This window comes from Sporosarcina sp. FSL K6-1508 (assembly GCF_038007465.1).
Classification (GTDB): Bacteria; Bacillota; Bacilli; order Bacillales_A; family Planococcaceae; genus Sporosarcina; species Sporosarcina psychrophila_B.
In genome coordinates this window covers 1,229,843-1,244,892 of the sequence record NZ_JBBOXF010000001.1, presented here as the reverse complement: position 1 = coordinate 1,244,892, position 15,050 = coordinate 1,229,843, and the positions used below count along the sequence as shown (strand labels likewise).

The window sequence follows — 15,050 nt, the reverse complement described above, 5'->3', positions numbered from 1 at the left end:
AAAAAATGGTTAAAGTAGTTTTTCTCCAAACAATGAACCCATTAAACCTACTGCTACATCAGCTGTTTTATTTTTCTCATCCAGAATCGGATTTACTTCAACAAACTCAGCCGATGTAATCATTCCCGAATCTTCCAGCATTTCCATCGCAAGATGACTTTCCCTATAACTGATCCCGCCAGGCACCGGTGTTCCAACTCCAGGTGTATATAACGGATCAAGCCCATCGAGGTCAAGTGACAAGTGGACACCGTCAACTTCGCGTAAACGCAAATAGGCAAGGGCGTCTTCCATAACCACCGTCATTCCATAGCGATCAATTTCATGCATCGTGAACACTTTGACGCCTTGTTCCTTGAGCAATAAACGCTCTTCGGGATCGACTGAACGTGCACCGATAATCACCACATTCTTCGGGTTAACTTTTCGCCCTTCACTATGTATATTGACAAGACTTTCATGTCCAAGCCCCACACTTACGGCAAGAGGCATACCATGAATATTACCGGACGGCGATGTCTCCGCTGTATTGAAATCTGCATGTGCATCATACCAGATGACACCAAGATTTTTATATTTGTCCGACAGGCCGGCCAGAGTTCCGATTGCAATGCTATGATCTCCGCCTAACACAAGCGGGAATCTGCCTGCCTCAACAACTTCTGACACTTTCTTCGCAAGTTCCGTAGTCGCTTGAATGACTTCATCCAGATTCTTCAGATTAGAATCGCTATGTTTTTTAGGCTCCACAGCACTTACCTGGATATTCCCCTCATCCCTTACCCGATGACCTACAGATTCGATTCGTCCGACAGCACCTGCATATCGGATCGCACTTGGTCCCATATCTACCCCGCGACGGCTTTGCCCGAAATCTAGCGGTACCCCTATTAGTGAAATATTCAACTGTTCCATATCAAACTACCTCCCCTTATCTCCCTCCTATTGTAAGGCCTTCGCAAGGGTTGGCTCAACTCGACAGGTATCTGAATATTTATTCGTTACTAATAGTTTGCCTTAGGAACTCTTCACATGCATCAGGCGACAGTGGTTTACTATAGTAATACCCTTGCCCTTCCCGACAACCCACTTCTTTTAAAATATCGACTTGCTCTTCGTACTCTATGCCTTCAGCGATAACGTTCAGTCCCACTGTATCTGCTAATGTCACTATTGCCTGAACAATCGCCCGGCTATCTTCATTCTCGTGGATATCCTGTACAAAGGACATATCGATTTTCACTGTATCAGCCGGCAGTTCCTTAATATAACTAAAAGTACTATACCCTGTTCCAAAGTCATCGATCGACACCGAAATCCCCAAAGCTCTTATTTCACGAATTTTCTCCTGCATGTCTTCTCTGTCCGCAAATGCACTTTCCGTTAATTCTATTTCAATTAAATCTGTGGTGACACCTGTTTCGTCAAGAATCGTTTTAATCACATTTAAGATTGTCGGTTCCTCCAACTGGACTGCGGACATGTTAACAGCAATCCGAAAGGGACTGTACCCGCTATCTCGCCATCTTTTAGCCTGTTTACAGGATTCACGTAGTACCCATTCCCCGAGCGAGATAATAATTTTCGTCTCTTCTGCCACCGGAATGAATTTATCCGGCGGAATCCTACCGAGATCAGGATGATTCCAGCGGACTAGGGCTTCGAAACCTGTCAATTCTTCTGTCATCAAGTTCATCTTAGGTTGATAGTCGAGATGGAAATGACCAAGATCCACGCTTTTCCGCAGCTCATTCTCCAGCAAAATCCGCTCCAATGTTTTAGACGCTGTTCCGTGCTGATACATTTCATATCCGCCGCCCCCATGTTCCCTGGCAGCAGAAAGTGCTTTTTCCGCTTTCATCGTCAGCTCCGAAGGCTTTTTCGCATGTTCGGGATATAAAGCAATGCCAAAACTCACCGATAGTACATGCGACTGTCCCATTACCTCAATCGGCACCCTTAAACTTTGCTGTACTTCCTGCGTTAGTTGTTCAGCATGTTCTGCATTTCGTATATTTTTCAGAAGAAAGGCAAACTCATCACCCGAAAGTCGGCCAATTGTATGTCCTTCCGTCAAAACCTTCTTCAGTCTTTTCGCAACAACAGACAAAATATAATCGCCCGCCTCATGACCAAGTGAGTCGTTCACATTACGTAGCCGATCAATATTAAGATAAACAAAGGCGAGATTCGTACCCTGCCTTTTCGCCTCACCCACTTCTTGTTCCAATAGTTTCCGGAACGAAGTCCGATTAGGCAAATTCGTCAATTGATCGTTATACGCAAGATCTCGAATCACTCGCTCCGACTCTTTACGGGAGGTAATATCATAACGGATGGAAATATATTGATATGGTCTTCCTTTATCCGTTAAAAACGGAACAATTGTTGTATCGACCCAATAATAGGAACCATCTTTGGCTTTATTACGAATCTCCCCACGCCAAGTATGTCCCCGACCCATTGTCGCCCACATATCTTTAAAAAACTTTTTGGGATGAAAACCTGAATTAATAATCCGGTGATCAGCTCCTACTAATTCCTCTTTACTATATTGAGCTATTTTCGTGAATTGCTCATTTACATATACGATCTTTCCCATACGATCTGTAATTGCGACAATTGCAGATTGATCAAGTGCATAGGCCAAGTCTCTAAGCATCTTTTCCGGACTATGACTACCATCATGACGGATTAAATCATTTATCATTTTATTATCTTCATGCATAAAATCACTTCTTTTCCAAAGCGCTAAACTTTTTCATTACGTAGTAATGAAAATAGTTTTCCTTTACCTTCATTACTTAGTAATAAAAATAGTTTCCTTTTTTATCAAGGCTATCCGTTCCTTCAGTGTACAATAAATTTGTTCTTTCATGCCTCTATAAGCTTATTTTCAGACAGAAAAAAATCCTTTCCGCTTGCGCAGGAAGGATTTAGTAAAACTATTTGAAAATCACATGGTTTGGTAAAGCAAAAAAATGGCTGGGGTAGCTGGATTCGAACCAACGAGTGACGGAGTCAAAGTCCGTTGCCTTACCGCTTGGCTATACCCCAATAAGTAATTAGAATATTTTAAAGCTCATCTCAACACACGATACTAAAATCAAGGTGCACTCTTTTCAATTCTTTGCATAAAAAATTAATTTAAACTCTTTTCAATGCTTTGTATTGAAAAAGTTTTATTGGTGGTGGGGGGCAGATTCGAACTGCCGAACCCGAAGGAGCGGATTTACAGTCCGCCGCGTTTAGCCACTTCGCTACCCCACCAAGTTAAAATTTGTGAACTTATTTTAAATCTTAAGTTCAAGACAAACTATTTTCGTCACGCTTTGCGTGTCAAAAAAGTTCTAATGACCCCTACGGGATTCGAACCCGTGATACCGCCGTGAAAGGGCGGTGTCTTAACCGCTTGACCAAGGGGCCTCATTCTAAAGTTGCTCTGGAGCTTCCAACCGGATTCGAACCGGTGACCTCTTCCTTACCATGGAAGAAGCGCACGTTTCAACCAGAATCACTTTGTTACAACCGGTTACGTTTGGTGCTGTTCGGATGTCATCTGGTTACAATGCAATACATTACATTATTTTCAGTTGGCCGTCAAGAGGTCGGCAAAAAGTCTTTAATTTCTAACACCTTTTCACTCTTTGAAAAGCAGCTCGGGCTTATGCCTGGGCTTCTTTTTATTATGTGAAGAACGTCATCATTTAATACGTTTTCCTCCATTGACGGCCGCGCCGGCAATTAACGTCGCAAGGTATGCCGCCCTGGATTCCGTCATCTTCCCCGCTGCAACATCCTTCTCGTGTTGATCTGAAGTGAAAATGCCTTTTTCCCGGGCATGCTTATACACAAGTGCCATTTCATTTTTTTGGGATTGTGCTAATTTCAATAATTTCTCCTCCTTTTTTGGCGCTTCTGGTTCAGGCTTCGGCTTAGGTTTTGGAGCAGCCGCTTTTTCAAGGGCTGCCATCGTTAGTGGTCCAGCGGATCCATCGACGACCAAGCCTGCCGACTTCTGAAACAACTTAATGGCGTTATCTGTAGCTGGGCCAAACATACCGTCAGTGGCGATCTTATGCCCTACCTTCACAAGCAGTGTCTGCAGCCTTAAAATTTCCGGGTCCACGATAAAATGCAATGGGTTCCTAGCGCCTGTGTACTGGTTATTCCATTTACCGATATGGATTTCAAAGTGCAGATGGATCCCTGTGCTATTACCAGTCGTCCCCTTGACGCCGAAGCGCTGCCCTTGCTTCAGCACTTGGCCATCTTTTACCGCGATGGAAGATAAGTGAGCGTAAACCGTCGTGTACAACACGCCCTTTATAACATGCTCGATCATCACAAGCTTTCCGTACCCGTCCGTTTCAGCATTCCTAGCACGCACAACTTTTCCAGCTGCAGCTGCAATGATACTGTTATTGGCCGGGGTATTGCCGTAATCGACTCCCCAGTGAGGCCTTACTACTTTACCGCCGACAGGATCGAGACGCGCAGAAGAAAAGTACGACGTGATCCGCCCTTCACAAGGTTTAATAAACATGTTTATCTTCACCTTCTACATAATTGTGGACAGCTCTATTCGAAGACAGCAAATGCCGCATTTCTTCCAGGGCCTCGTCAACCAAGCGGCTGAAATGGTCAAACTTGATCAAATACGATAGCCACTTAAACTTAGTGACAAACAAATCATAAACGTATCTGAGCTTGATCTTACCCGTCCCTTCGCCAAGTTCCTTCTCGGCTTGGATCACCGCAAAGAGCAGCCACTCCTTAACCTTGATGAGTTGCTCATTAGACGGCGCCTTGAAAAATTGAAAAACAGCATACGCTGCAAAAGCAAGTAGCACGATCAAAACCAAAATAATGAACCAATAGTCAATTAAAAAATTCATAGTTACTCATCCTCCTCGTTTTCTTCTACCCCGTAAATTCCACGCAATTTTATTTCATTTTCGCGCCTTGCCTTCCAATAGTAGAAACCGGTCCCAACCGAGAGCTCAGCAAAGATTGCTGGAATCAAATAAGCGTAGACGTCTGTAGTCTGCGTCATATACGACATGGCGATGGCACAAGCGGCAATAATCAGCGTGAAAATAAACATCACGACAAGGATCTTCTTGGAGAACTCCGTTCGTGTTTCCTTCTGGCGTTTTACACGAGTGATTTTATACATTTCTGCCACCGCTAATTTTATCGATGCGCTTATGGGCTGACTTGGTACTCTCGCCAACTCGGACAAGTTCCTTCGACATTTCGTCAAATTGTTTGTCCCTGACTTTCATGTCTACGACGATAGAGTCAACGCCGGTCTTGATGTGCTTTAAATTCACATCCATAACTGCTTCTTTTGCTGCATCGTTTTTGACGTCTTTATCATGATTTTTTCTAAACGTGAAATAACCGATAACGAAACTACCGATTGCTATCGCAATGCCTAATTCAATTTGCATGTCGCACCTCCTAATTTAATTAAAAAGAGACGCCAACAGGCGCCCCTCAATCAATATGGTCTTTCAGCAATTCATCGATCAACGCTTCTTGCTCAACATTTTCGTTTAACAGGCTAATCATGGCCGCATTTTTAGCGTTCAATAAATCCTCCTGCGCGGTGATCACGTCCAGCAGCAGCGCATTCGAACTCTTGCCCTTTCCGTTCTGCAATGCCGCTTCAGATAAATCTAAAGTCAATTAATCGATTCCCTCCTCTTGGGCGAAAGTTTCACCTGTGATCCGGTGGAAACCGTCCTCAGTTATCTCTCCGTAGGGCATTTTATCAGTAATAACAATCAGCCTTAATTGCTCAGTCGTAACCCATCCCCAGCCATATGCCTGCTCCCAAAAGCTCATTGACTAACAGCTCCTTTCAATAATGCGACATCAATTTTCACTTGGGCTAGTTGCTGCCCAATCGACTGAATCATTGCGTCTTTTTGCACATTTTTTATTTTTTCTTCAGCGAGAGAGAGACCCAAGCTTTGCAGCTGGGCGTCTTTCGCCTTAAGTAACTCTTCCTGGCGCCTGATCTCGCTGAGTTCTGTTTCAACAATCGGTTTCATACCTTCCGCCCCTCCCTATTAATCAAACGTCAATCCGATAGCTTCAATGCTGATTGGGGCCATCGAATCATTCGCGATGATTGACACACGCACTCCGATGGCGAATTCAACCGCTGTCTTATCTGTGTTTGTGAAGTTGTAATAATCCATCGATAAGAATTGCGCAGTCGCATCTTCCCATGTCGGAGCAGCGTCAAGCGCGTTATTAGAAAACTCGACTTTGATAGTCGCCTTATTGCTGCCATCGGTCGGCAATTGGTAGTCGGCCGCAAACAAGATCCTGCGAGCCGCCACACCCAGCGTACTGATTGGATTCTTAATGCCGAAGCTGAGCTCATTCCCTGCACGTATTCGACGGCTAACCGACCACACGCCGCGCGCTTTCGTTCCGGCGTCAACCGCAGCCATTCGCCAGTAGTAAGTCTTGTTCCGATCGAGACCGACCTGCAGCGCATAGGAAACCGTTTGACCTTGCTGATCGTTAAATACACCAGCCTCCGGAATATCATAACCATTCACTTTCCAGCCAGCGCGATCCACATCACTACGATAAGTAAGGGAATATTGTACAAAGGTCGGATCGGTTGAAATCTGAATCGCGAAGTGCATCCCGTCATCCTCCGGATCGGTTCCAATAACCCCCGAGAAAGTCGGCTGCAGCGTCGTCCGGAAATTATCAATCGGACCCGTTTGGAGAGGGGCGCTCGGCGTTGCATTCGTTCGAATGTACGATTTTTCACTGTCCCTTTTTAAACCATTCGGATCCCAGACTGTAACGATGGCATAAAAAATAGTACCCTCTGCCAATCGGCCAGTTGGTACTTGGTGTTTTTGCACGTTTTGATTAACGCGAGACGAGTCATAGACAAGCACGTCGTCAGATGCTTTAAATATCTTCAGCTGATAGGCCGCTTGTGCCTCTAAATCCAGATCCTCGAAATCCCAAGAGAACTCCGGGGCCATTCCCGCACCCATTGGATTCTCTGCGTCATTGCTGCCAGGCTGAAGGTTCGTTACGAACGGCGCTCGGTTGGGCATGAAAAACTCCGGGAATGAATACTCGGATGGCACATCAAAGCGATCCCACACACGAACTTTCCACTTTACTCGGTCTCCCCAATTCAATACTGATGCAGGAACTTGGTAGAACGATTGGGTTGAAGATTTTTTGCCTGAATCATGCACGACATCATTTTGAAGGTTCTCAATAACATATTGATAGGCAGATTGCGAATCACCTACGTCAATATCGTGAAAAGAATGGACAAGAATAGGCGTGAGTGTATCGACAATCGCGATATTGGAAAGGTCTCCTTTTGGCTCGATCGCCGTCGCTGTCGGTGGCGCGTTGGTTTTCGTGAACGTGTAGACCCTGGTTGATTTCGCATTTTTAGAATCGGTCGCCTCGACAGTTATTGTCGATGCGACATTCAGAGGGATTGCGGCCCATTGCGCAGCTGTAAGCTCGATCTTTTGTGTCGCCCCTTGCGAAACATTAGGAATCGTCCGGATTGTGACTCCGTTTAATTTTTCGACAACGCTTACCGCGTCATTTTCTGGATCAACAACCTGGTACTCCACTGCAAAAGGCGCTGTTTTGTTCCCGAGATCTTGAGTACCTCCGGAGATCAGAGGTGCAGAATTCAGAACTTCCAAGACCGGGCGCCAACCGATGTTCACAAAGCGATTCGAAGCAGACGTGTAGTAGAAGTAACGAGCTGAGTGGTAGCCGCGAAAGACACGGTACGAGCCGTTTGGAGCATATACTTCCTGAACCCAGCTGTACATGTAATACCAATTCCAAAACTGGTTGTGTGCGCTCGTTTGGTCAGCTGGAACTAAAGAAGAATCCAAATCCGAAGCTGCGGGTTTTGGAAGCCCTGGATAATTCGCTTCTCCGGAAATAATCTGATCCCATTCATTCGCGGTTGGCGTTCCACCTGCGTAAGCATCTGACGTGTTCCGGTAATTCGATCCACCTGTCATCAAGCGGAGTTTATATTGTTGGCCGTCAATAGTGATTTCTTTCCCTGTAACGAGGCCCTGGGCGTTTAAATCATCCCAAGATACCTGTTCCAGGATATTTCTATCTGCAATCAGCAGTTTCTTCGAGCCGATAACAAGCTCGCGCCAGCGCAGTTTATATGCATCGTTCGGATCGGTGTCCCTAACTTCTAACGCTTGCCCTGCGGCAAATACCGGGATATTTCCACCGCCTGGCGTGGATCCACTTCGCCACGGGTTAGTTGGCAATAACTGCTTTGCATTTGCTTTGAAAAAAGTACCTAATTTAATTAAATCGCCTGTTGCCAAAGTATTCATCTCCTTCAATATCAATGTAGGGGTACGGGGAAAATATCTTTTTTGCCAAGTTGTACGAGTTGGAATGTCGAGCATGACCAATCCAAGAGTTGGCCGACTGCTGCACATCGTGCAATTCGATTTCTCCAGCACTCAACTTTTTATCCATCGACTTCATACGCCTCTTTACGCCGCGCTTCGATTGATCACGGACAAGCATGTGGGACGCCCAAATTTTGTACCCATAAGCATTGACGCCCTGGGCATGCGGAAAAATTTGAGTCTTCTCCTCGTGTTCCGAAAGGTTCAGCCGTTCATTTAAAAAACGACACAAATCCCGCTTAAGGGTTTGCGCCGCTTTTTTTCCGTCAACTACAGCGATTATGTCGTCAGCGTATCTGTTGTAATACCTGATGCCTAGAAATCTTTGTGCATATTGATCCACCTCATTCATGTAAATATTAGCGAGATCTTGACTGGTTACATTACCCAACGGAATACCGACGTCACCCTCAGGGCTGCTGTCGATAATCAAATCGAGCAGCCATAGAGTTTTCCGGCACATTATCTTCTTACGTAGTAGACGCTTGAGTATCGACCGATCGATTGAGTAAAAGAATTTCTTGACGTCTGCCGAGACAATCCAGGGATCTTTATATTCGCGTTCGGCAATTCTTAGGTCTCGTTGAACCGAATGAGCAGCGCGATGCGTGCCTTTGCCTTCAATGCAGGAATAAGAGTCCGAAACAAAGACGCCTTTGTACACATCCTTGATAATGTAATGGACCGCAAATTGAACGATCTTATCACGCAAGGTAGGCGCCGAAATCCATCGCTCTTTAGGTTCGTAGACTTTAAACCGTATATACTTGCCGACTTGATATTTCCCAGTCTTTAAATCACGCCATAGATTAACCAGGTTCAAATCTGAAAGCATAGAAAAAAGGACAGCGTCTGGTTTAAACTTGCGCTCCCCTTTTATGACTTGCTTATATGCATACTCAAGATTTTCAAATGCTATTATTTTTTCATAAAGATCATCATACTTAAAAACTTTTTTCGCCATAACGGCTCCTTTCGGTCGGCGTTACGACTATTCATGTGTTTACGTCTCGAGATGACGAAGGAATGGGACTCCCTTGAAGTTCTATTTCAAAGACCCGTCAGTACATCCGTAAACATACTGATCGTAAAGTGGTTCTAGCTAACAAGGCGGGCGCCAACCGATGTTCACATTGCGATTCGAAGCAGTCGTGTTGTTGAAGTTACGAGCTGAGTTGTTGCCGCGATTGACACGGTTCGAGCCGTCCAGTCCCATCCCTCTATATTTCATTTAGTGTTTCGCATCCATCCACCGATCATCCGACCGATCTCGGCCAGTCGAGTCTGCAGCTGAATATTCTTTTTCTGCGTGATATACTTTTGTCTTTTGGAAATGTTGAACAAAACTATCACCAGCTTCAGATTCGCGTCTGCCTCCTCTTGATATTCCCTTCGCTTGTTTTTTACGTTATTCGCCAACATTATATAACGCAACAAAGCATAGAACGCCTGCTTTATTTCCTGGGACAGAGCGAACTTTTCGGAGTTAGGAAAATTCATGATAATTGGATAAGCGTAGTCCAGTGCCTCCTCGGCCTTTTTCTCGATGTCAAACTTCTTGGTCAAGGCAAGTAAACCCTTTGCAATTCTGGATCATGAACACCAGCAGTTAAATTGATTCCGTCGAGCGACCCGAAATTGTCGACAAAAATATTGGACGTCAGGCCACTTGTGACTGAAGCTTTTAGCAGCAGAAACTCGAAACGTAGGTTTTTCTGCGTGCGATCCGCGTCTTCTAGATAATCAACAACGTTATTCAACCGATCATGCGCAAGATCAGAACCAGTCTCCAGGTTATTCCCGCGCTTAGCGGTGAACTTTACACCAGGATGGCTGCGGTCGCCTTCTGGATCATCTACCTTGTCATGCCAAACTGTTGGATCGTAATCATACTTTTCATTTAATAAATCACCCAGCTCAACCTTCGGATGCGTCATTCTCTTCATCCTCCTTCAGCGTGACGAACAACTTAATGGCAATCTGCCAGCCGTCGTCTCCCTTTTCTATATACCCTACTCCAGAACCTAAAGAAGCGCCGCTCTCCGTGAATAACTCGATACGCTCGATGTTCCCCACCGGCTCGTCCTCTACGTCAAAATAATGCTTGAAGAAACCATCACGATTTATAGTCTCGGCAATCGGGTACTCATAGCCCTCTCCGTCAATCGTAATAATTGCGTAATTGGCTATATCGGCGAATCTGCGCCGACCTTCATCAACATAATATTGATTAGGGGTAAATTTGAATTCATCCATTTAACTTTCTCCTTCCGCGTAAAACTCGCCGCAAACCAGATGGTGTATGCCGAAGTTGTAGATGCCTGTATCTACTTCGGTTCGGGATTCTGTGGAACTAACTCTCTTGTCAAGTGGATCCATATCTCCGCAAACAGGGAACGTTTTGGGATATGTATAAGTGTTATCCGCTGCGCTAAATTCGGCGCCTTCCAATAACAAGGACTCCCTCACCGACACCGGGTATTCAACAAAGTAATGGTAGGTATCATTCGCCACGCTTACTTCTCCGCCATCAATCAAGCCTGCTTCTTTTTCACCAGAGAACTCGCCGCAAGTTTTATAAAAAACAGGATAGTGGTAAGTGTCATCTGTAATGATGATGGCCCCGGCGCTTATGGCCTGTTCGAAGATGGCCAACAAGTGGGCAGGCTTCGACTCTTCAACTGCAGCACGTAGACCAACGCCAGATTTATGGCCGGCCGGGATAACAACTCGGAATGCATACTCCTCGTCCACCTCTTCAACTTTGGCGCTTTTTAATTCGACATAGTTGTTGACGATGATCTCCATCTGGTGACGAGTAATAGTGAAATATTTATTCAGTTCGAATAGTACCCGGTGGATCCTTTCTTGATGCGGCCTTTTTTCCATGTCGGTGATCCCGAGCTTTTCCTCCCACCAACCCAGCGACCAGGTAGCCATTTGCGGAAACATCTGGTTCCGTGTTTGTTTAACGACCGTTCTGACCTCATCCATGACCTTCCCGTTCGCTTCAAATATCGCTAGGGAATATTCATCATCGTTGTAGATAGGCAGCACAGAGCGAAGCATTTCCCGCCCTGTGTCAGTAGTTATTTTTATCACTCGATCAACACCTCACCAACGACGGCGCGCTCCCCTTTTTCAAGAATGATATTGTTGATAGAATCATCGAGCAGCCAGCCACCATGGTCCGCCACGCCTTTAGTATTGGTAATGGCAGCACCCACCTCCGACCACTTGACCAGCGGCTTGTCAGAAAAATAGAGGTTGATGCTATCCCGGATGTTCTGCCTGACCTCTTCTAGCTCGTAGCCTTCAGCAATAACCAAAGATGTGATGGCAATAACCACAGGAACAGTCGTTATTGTATCTACTGTTACCAACGCCCCAATTGGAGCAAGTCCACCGCCCAAGTCCCCATCTGGAGCGATGTGCAGCTGGACAGCCTCTATCAGCTCGATTGTTGCAAGCTGCCTCTCAGAGTCAGTCACAAGGACCTTTACTGTTTTAGGTCCATTCCAAAGCGGCAACACAATGACGTCACCGACGCCAGATACCTCTCTTGCCCAACGCTCATAATCTTTTCGGGATCCACTTAGCGGTTTGTTTTGGTGCCTGTCAACGACGCGGAAACGATACGACTCGTCGCCCTCTTCATCTGTACCGCCTTCAGTTCTTTCTGGATTCGTTATAGCTGTGACTCCATTTATTGAACCGACGATCCCTTGAATGGACCCCGCCGGAACATTAGCTTCTACTCCCGGATCAACAGCTTTCACTCGCAGCAACGCCTGCCCATTCGCATCTATAGCAACGGTGTTAACGACTTCAAAAAGATACCCCGCTTCATTCTCGTCGCCTATCGTGGCGAGCAGCGTGCCGCGGGGGATAATGGTCTCAGGTTTCCCGATGATCAAAACGTCGCCGGTTGAATGTGTGGCCACCCTCCGAAACACGCCGATCGGTTCGCCGTGCCAATCAAGGAACGGACCTGAAGCAAACTGCGGGAACATCATCATTAAAGTTAGAGTCAGTTCGTACTCGACGAGTTCAGCCTTCACCTTGGCGGTCGGAGCTGTGTGATCGAAATATAAAGACCCCTCCACAGTGTCGATATTTGGAGGGGCCATTCTTATCATTTTTTCATGTGTTTGTTGTTCGGTTTCCTGCAAAAAATCAGGCAGCGAGAACTCTACCACTCAATTCACCACCCCTAACTATTTCGATATGATCGATGCCATATACACTTTCTAACTGGAAATATATCCAACAAGAATCACCCTGCCACTCAAAAGAAAAAGCGCTAGTGGACACAGTTCTTCTATCGATCATTAAAGCCTCGGTGATCGTTCGCTTTATTTCACTCTCGGCAATTGGCCGTGGATAATTCGCTTCTACAATCCGCTGGAACTCAACGCCAAAATCCGAGCTGTACGCATCATACTGATACCGCTCGGTTAAACAGCATTTAATAGCCCAGAAGCGATAAGCGTCTACCGGATTGCCGGTGATCACCTTGCCGACGCCGGTAACGACTAATTTCCCTTCTTCAAGATCAAACTTTGCCGCATGAACTTCTTCCAGGCTCTCGATCTGCTCGCCGGCCATTAAATCAGGAGAGTCAAACGACGGGTATAATTGCTCTGTCATTCGACCAACTCCGTCAGTATGAATGTGTGGCCGTCTTCGATAGGAACACACAGGACCCTGTCGCCAGGGGATAATGACAACCCCTTCTTTTTATGATAGTCAGCAGCAGGTATGACACGGCCGAAACCGTCTGCTTTTAAATTTAATTGCCCATCAATAATTGTTCCGAAAACAGGGAATTGCACAGCGTTACCTGTAACTTTTTCCGATGTCCCCTCTATTGCTGCCGCTAAATCGTTCACGAAGTCGTAGTTTATCATGGCGCAGCCCTCCTTTATCCTTTCAGTTGAAGCCTCATCCTCTTTGCGACTATGTCATGGGTCACGCTTTTCACAATGCAATTAATTCCTACCTGAACACCGTCTTTCATGGATCCGATCGTGCCGGATGCAACTGATACTTTATCTCCCTTTCTAATCCAAGGGATATCAGGATGATTGAGCGGGCGACTAATCTCAGGCTTTCCCTTCTCTTTGAGAATTGCATTTCCTGCAGCTTTCGCAGCCCCGGCATTATCGAAGTCGGACTTGTAAAGGATCTCTTGCATGATTCCGAGTTCAGTTCTGCCACTTATGACTGATTCCACTTTTGGCCGTGCTTCTTTTGCTTCGTTACCGTAAATTTTCACACGAGTGACAAATCCGCTATCAATGGAATGTTCATCAGAGCTACCTTCAGTCGTCGCGTCAGTCAATTCATAAACGGTTGAATTCATTCCTTCTTTAACAACGTCGAGCTTGCCTAATGTCGAACGGACGATATAACCACTGTCGCCCTTTTCGCTCGATTCTTTAAACCGTTCCTTGATTGTGTCGGATAGATAACCGCGGTACATCTTCTTAATGAGCGAGACGTTCGGGCCGTCTATTTTCCCCAGGGGAATGCCCCATTCACCCGCGATCACTTTAACGCTCCCAGCTCCCGTCATTCCGGTTTTGAAATAATAGTGCTCCTTTGACGTCACCAGGCGATAATTCGGATCATAAGCAATGAAGTCAACGGTATGATCTTCAGATGTCGTTTTCCAGACGAAACTGGATCCCCGAAAGACTTCTTTCCACCCGTTGCCGTCAGTCGCCTCGAGCACCATCCTCTTGGCAAGGTACGCGTGCTGGTGAATCCAACCATCATCCCTCTTGATATTTTTAATATTGACCGCGAGCTTGGCCGCCACCTGACCTTCCATTTCTTCAAGTATGGCCGATTGCATTAAATCAGTAATATCAATCTTCGAACCGGATGGAGGCAACAAAGTTAAACGATAGTCAACTTTAGTCAAATCAATCATTTCAACCACGCTGCCGGGATCGTTATGGTTTCGCCTGGATAGATCAGGTCGGGGTTTTTACTCCTGCTCGTTGACTTGAAGGAACTCCATATCTCGGTCCACTTCGCGCCGCTGCCTGTATGCTTACGAGCGATCGCCCAAAGGGTGTCGCCTTTTTTTATTGTGTAAGTCTTTGGCTTCGGCTTAGTTTCACGAACAGTCTCTTTCCCGGAGGATTGAGGCTTCACCTCTTTGACGACGAAGTCACGAAACTCTGTCATTTCCAAGCTATAATGAATGTCGCCACCACCGCCAGAATACTCAGGACTAAAGGAATTGAAGAAAACAGGTATATTCCAGTCAGTGCCGGTTACAATGAAGCGCAACTTTTTTCCGGTCGCGCCTTTCGCGTCGGCCCACCCGCGGAACTTCTCAACAATTTCCTCCGGAGTCAATTCCGATTGGCGCTCTATGGACTGAAACTCCCCAGGCAACAACCCGTCTAAGGAGAACTTAACAGGCAATCTTCCACGCGGAACTTCGACGATCCCGAGGGTCGTGGGTTCAAAGCTCAACACCTTTGTGCCGATGACCGCCCCCATTCTCGTGGGGCCGATCGGCAATATGACGACTTCCTTTGTAACCGGATCTAAAAAAGAAAACTGCAT

General features: G+C 46.0%; 20 protein-coding genes and 4 tRNA genes. All 24 read right to left on the bottom strand.

The genetic code is table 11. The annotated features are described in order from the left end of the window. Positions 1-9: 9 nt before the first annotated feature. Entirely contained in the window at positions 10-915 is a 906-nt protein-coding gene (rocF, locus tag MKZ11_RS06030) for an arginase (RefSeq protein WP_340793090.1), read from the bottom strand. A 79-nt stretch (positions 916-994) separates the two neighbouring features. Then, positions 995-2,728 (bottom strand): putative bifunctional diguanylate cyclase/phosphodiesterase, encoded by a 1,734-nt coding sequence (locus tag MKZ11_RS06025; protein ID WP_340793089.1) that lies wholly within the window; start codon positions 2,726-2,728, stop codon positions 995-997. 254 nt (positions 2,729-2,982) lie between these two features. Then, positions 2,983-3,057, bottom strand: a tRNA-Gln gene (locus MKZ11_RS06020). A gap of 129 nt (positions 3,058-3,186) precedes the next feature. Further along, a tRNA-Tyr gene (locus MKZ11_RS06015) sits at positions 3,187-3,270 on the bottom strand. Positions 3,271-3,354: 84 nt separating this feature from the next. Next, a tRNA-Glu gene (locus MKZ11_RS06010) sits at positions 3,355-3,426 on the bottom strand. 17 nt (positions 3,427-3,443) lie between these two features. Further along, a tRNA-Thr gene (locus tag MKZ11_RS06005) sits at positions 3,444-3,526 on the bottom strand. A 177-nt stretch (positions 3,527-3,703) separates the two neighbouring features. Continuing rightward, positions 3,704-4,546 (bottom strand): peptidoglycan DD-metalloendopeptidase family protein, encoded by an 843-nt coding sequence (locus MKZ11_RS06000; RefSeq protein ID WP_340793088.1) that lies wholly within the window; start codon positions 4,544-4,546, stop codon positions 3,704-3,706. Continuing rightward, complete coding sequence (locus tag MKZ11_RS05995) at positions 4,536-4,898, bottom strand: hypothetical protein (protein WP_340793087.1); 363 nt, start codon at positions 4,896-4,898, stop codon at positions 4,536-4,538. Before MKZ11_RS05995 ends, MKZ11_RS06000 begins: the two co-directional genes overlap by 11 nt. A 2-nt stretch (positions 4,899-4,900) precedes the next feature. Further along, a complete protein-coding gene (locus MKZ11_RS05990) occupies positions 4,901-5,188 on the bottom strand; it encodes a hypothetical protein (protein WP_340793086.1) in 288 nt (95 codons plus the stop codon). Further along, a complete protein-coding gene (locus MKZ11_RS05985; protein WP_340793085.1) occupies positions 5,172-5,456 on the bottom strand; it encodes a hypothetical protein in 285 nt (94 codons plus the stop codon). Before MKZ11_RS05985 ends, MKZ11_RS05990 begins: the two co-directional genes overlap by 17 nt. Before the next feature lie 46 nt (positions 5,457-5,502). Continuing rightward, the gene (locus MKZ11_RS05980) at positions 5,503-5,694 is read right to left on the bottom strand and encodes a hypothetical protein (protein WP_340793084.1); all 192 of its coding nucleotides are present in this window, start codon (positions 5,692-5,694) and stop codon (positions 5,503-5,505) included. Further along, positions 5,695-5,853 (bottom strand): XkdX family protein, encoded by a 159-nt coding sequence (locus MKZ11_RS05975; protein ID WP_340793083.1) that lies wholly within the window; start codon positions 5,851-5,853, stop codon positions 5,695-5,697. It lies immediately after the preceding gene. Beyond that, complete coding sequence (locus MKZ11_RS05970; RefSeq protein WP_340793082.1) at positions 5,850-6,062, bottom strand: hypothetical protein; 213 nt, start codon at positions 6,060-6,062, stop codon at positions 5,850-5,852. Before MKZ11_RS05970 ends, MKZ11_RS05975 begins: the two co-directional genes overlap by 4 nt. Positions 6,063-6,080: 18 nt before the next feature. After that, on the bottom strand, positions 6,081-8,384 hold the full coding sequence (locus MKZ11_RS05965) for a glycoside hydrolase family 78 protein (protein ID WP_340793081.1): 2,304 nt from the start codon (positions 8,382-8,384) through the stop codon (positions 6,081-6,083). After that, positions 8,353-9,429, bottom strand: coding sequence for a reverse transcriptase/maturase family protein (locus MKZ11_RS05960; protein WP_340793080.1), 1,077 nt, complete (start codon positions 9,427-9,429; stop codon positions 8,353-8,355). The genes MKZ11_RS05965 and MKZ11_RS05960 overlap by 32 nt, the downstream gene beginning before the upstream one ends. Before the next feature lie 263 nt (positions 9,430-9,692). After that, positions 9,693-10,031: a diversity-generating retroelement protein Avd gene (avd, locus tag MKZ11_RS05955; RefSeq protein ID WP_340793079.1), complete on the bottom strand. Its 339-nt coding sequence runs from the start codon at positions 10,029-10,031 to the stop codon at positions 9,693-9,695. Beyond that, complete coding sequence (locus MKZ11_RS05950) at positions 10,028-10,402, bottom strand: hypothetical protein (RefSeq protein ID WP_340793078.1); 375 nt, start codon at positions 10,400-10,402, stop codon at positions 10,028-10,030. The genes avd and MKZ11_RS05950 overlap by 4 nt, the downstream gene beginning before the upstream one ends. After that, entirely contained in the window at positions 10,383-10,721 is a 339-nt protein-coding gene (locus MKZ11_RS05945) for a hypothetical protein (RefSeq protein WP_340793077.1), read from the bottom strand. The genes MKZ11_RS05950 and MKZ11_RS05945 overlap by 20 nt, the downstream gene beginning before the upstream one ends. Next, on the bottom strand, positions 10,722-11,567 hold the full coding sequence (locus tag MKZ11_RS05940; protein ID WP_340793076.1) for a putative phage tail protein: 846 nt from the start codon (positions 11,565-11,567) through the stop codon (positions 10,722-10,724). It abuts the gene before it with no gap. Next, the gene (locus MKZ11_RS05935) at positions 11,564-12,478 is read right to left on the bottom strand and encodes a baseplate J/gp47 family protein (protein WP_340796931.1); all 915 of its coding nucleotides are present in this window, start codon (positions 12,476-12,478) and stop codon (positions 11,564-11,566) included. The genes MKZ11_RS05940 and MKZ11_RS05935 overlap by 4 nt, the downstream gene beginning before the upstream one ends. 163 nt (positions 12,479-12,641) lie before the next feature. After that, positions 12,642-13,115, bottom strand: coding sequence for a DUF2634 domain-containing protein (locus tag MKZ11_RS05930; RefSeq protein WP_340793075.1), 474 nt, complete (start codon positions 13,113-13,115; stop codon positions 12,642-12,644). Beyond that, positions 13,112-13,375 carry a hypothetical protein gene (locus tag MKZ11_RS05925; RefSeq protein WP_340793074.1) on the bottom strand — a complete coding sequence of 88 codons (264 nt, stop codon included), beginning with the start codon at positions 13,373-13,375 and terminating at the stop codon, positions 13,112-13,114. The genes MKZ11_RS05930 and MKZ11_RS05925 overlap by 4 nt, the downstream gene beginning before the upstream one ends. Before the next feature lie 14 nt (positions 13,376-13,389). Beyond that, complete coding sequence (locus MKZ11_RS05920; RefSeq protein ID WP_445327029.1) at positions 13,390-14,403, bottom strand: XkdQ/YqbQ family protein; 1,014 nt, start codon at positions 14,401-14,403, stop codon at positions 13,390-13,392. Then, a complete protein-coding gene (locus MKZ11_RS05915) occupies positions 14,400-15,050 on the bottom strand; it encodes a LysM peptidoglycan-binding domain-containing protein (protein WP_340793072.1) in 651 nt (216 codons plus the stop codon). Before MKZ11_RS05915 ends, MKZ11_RS05920 begins: the two co-directional genes overlap by 4 nt.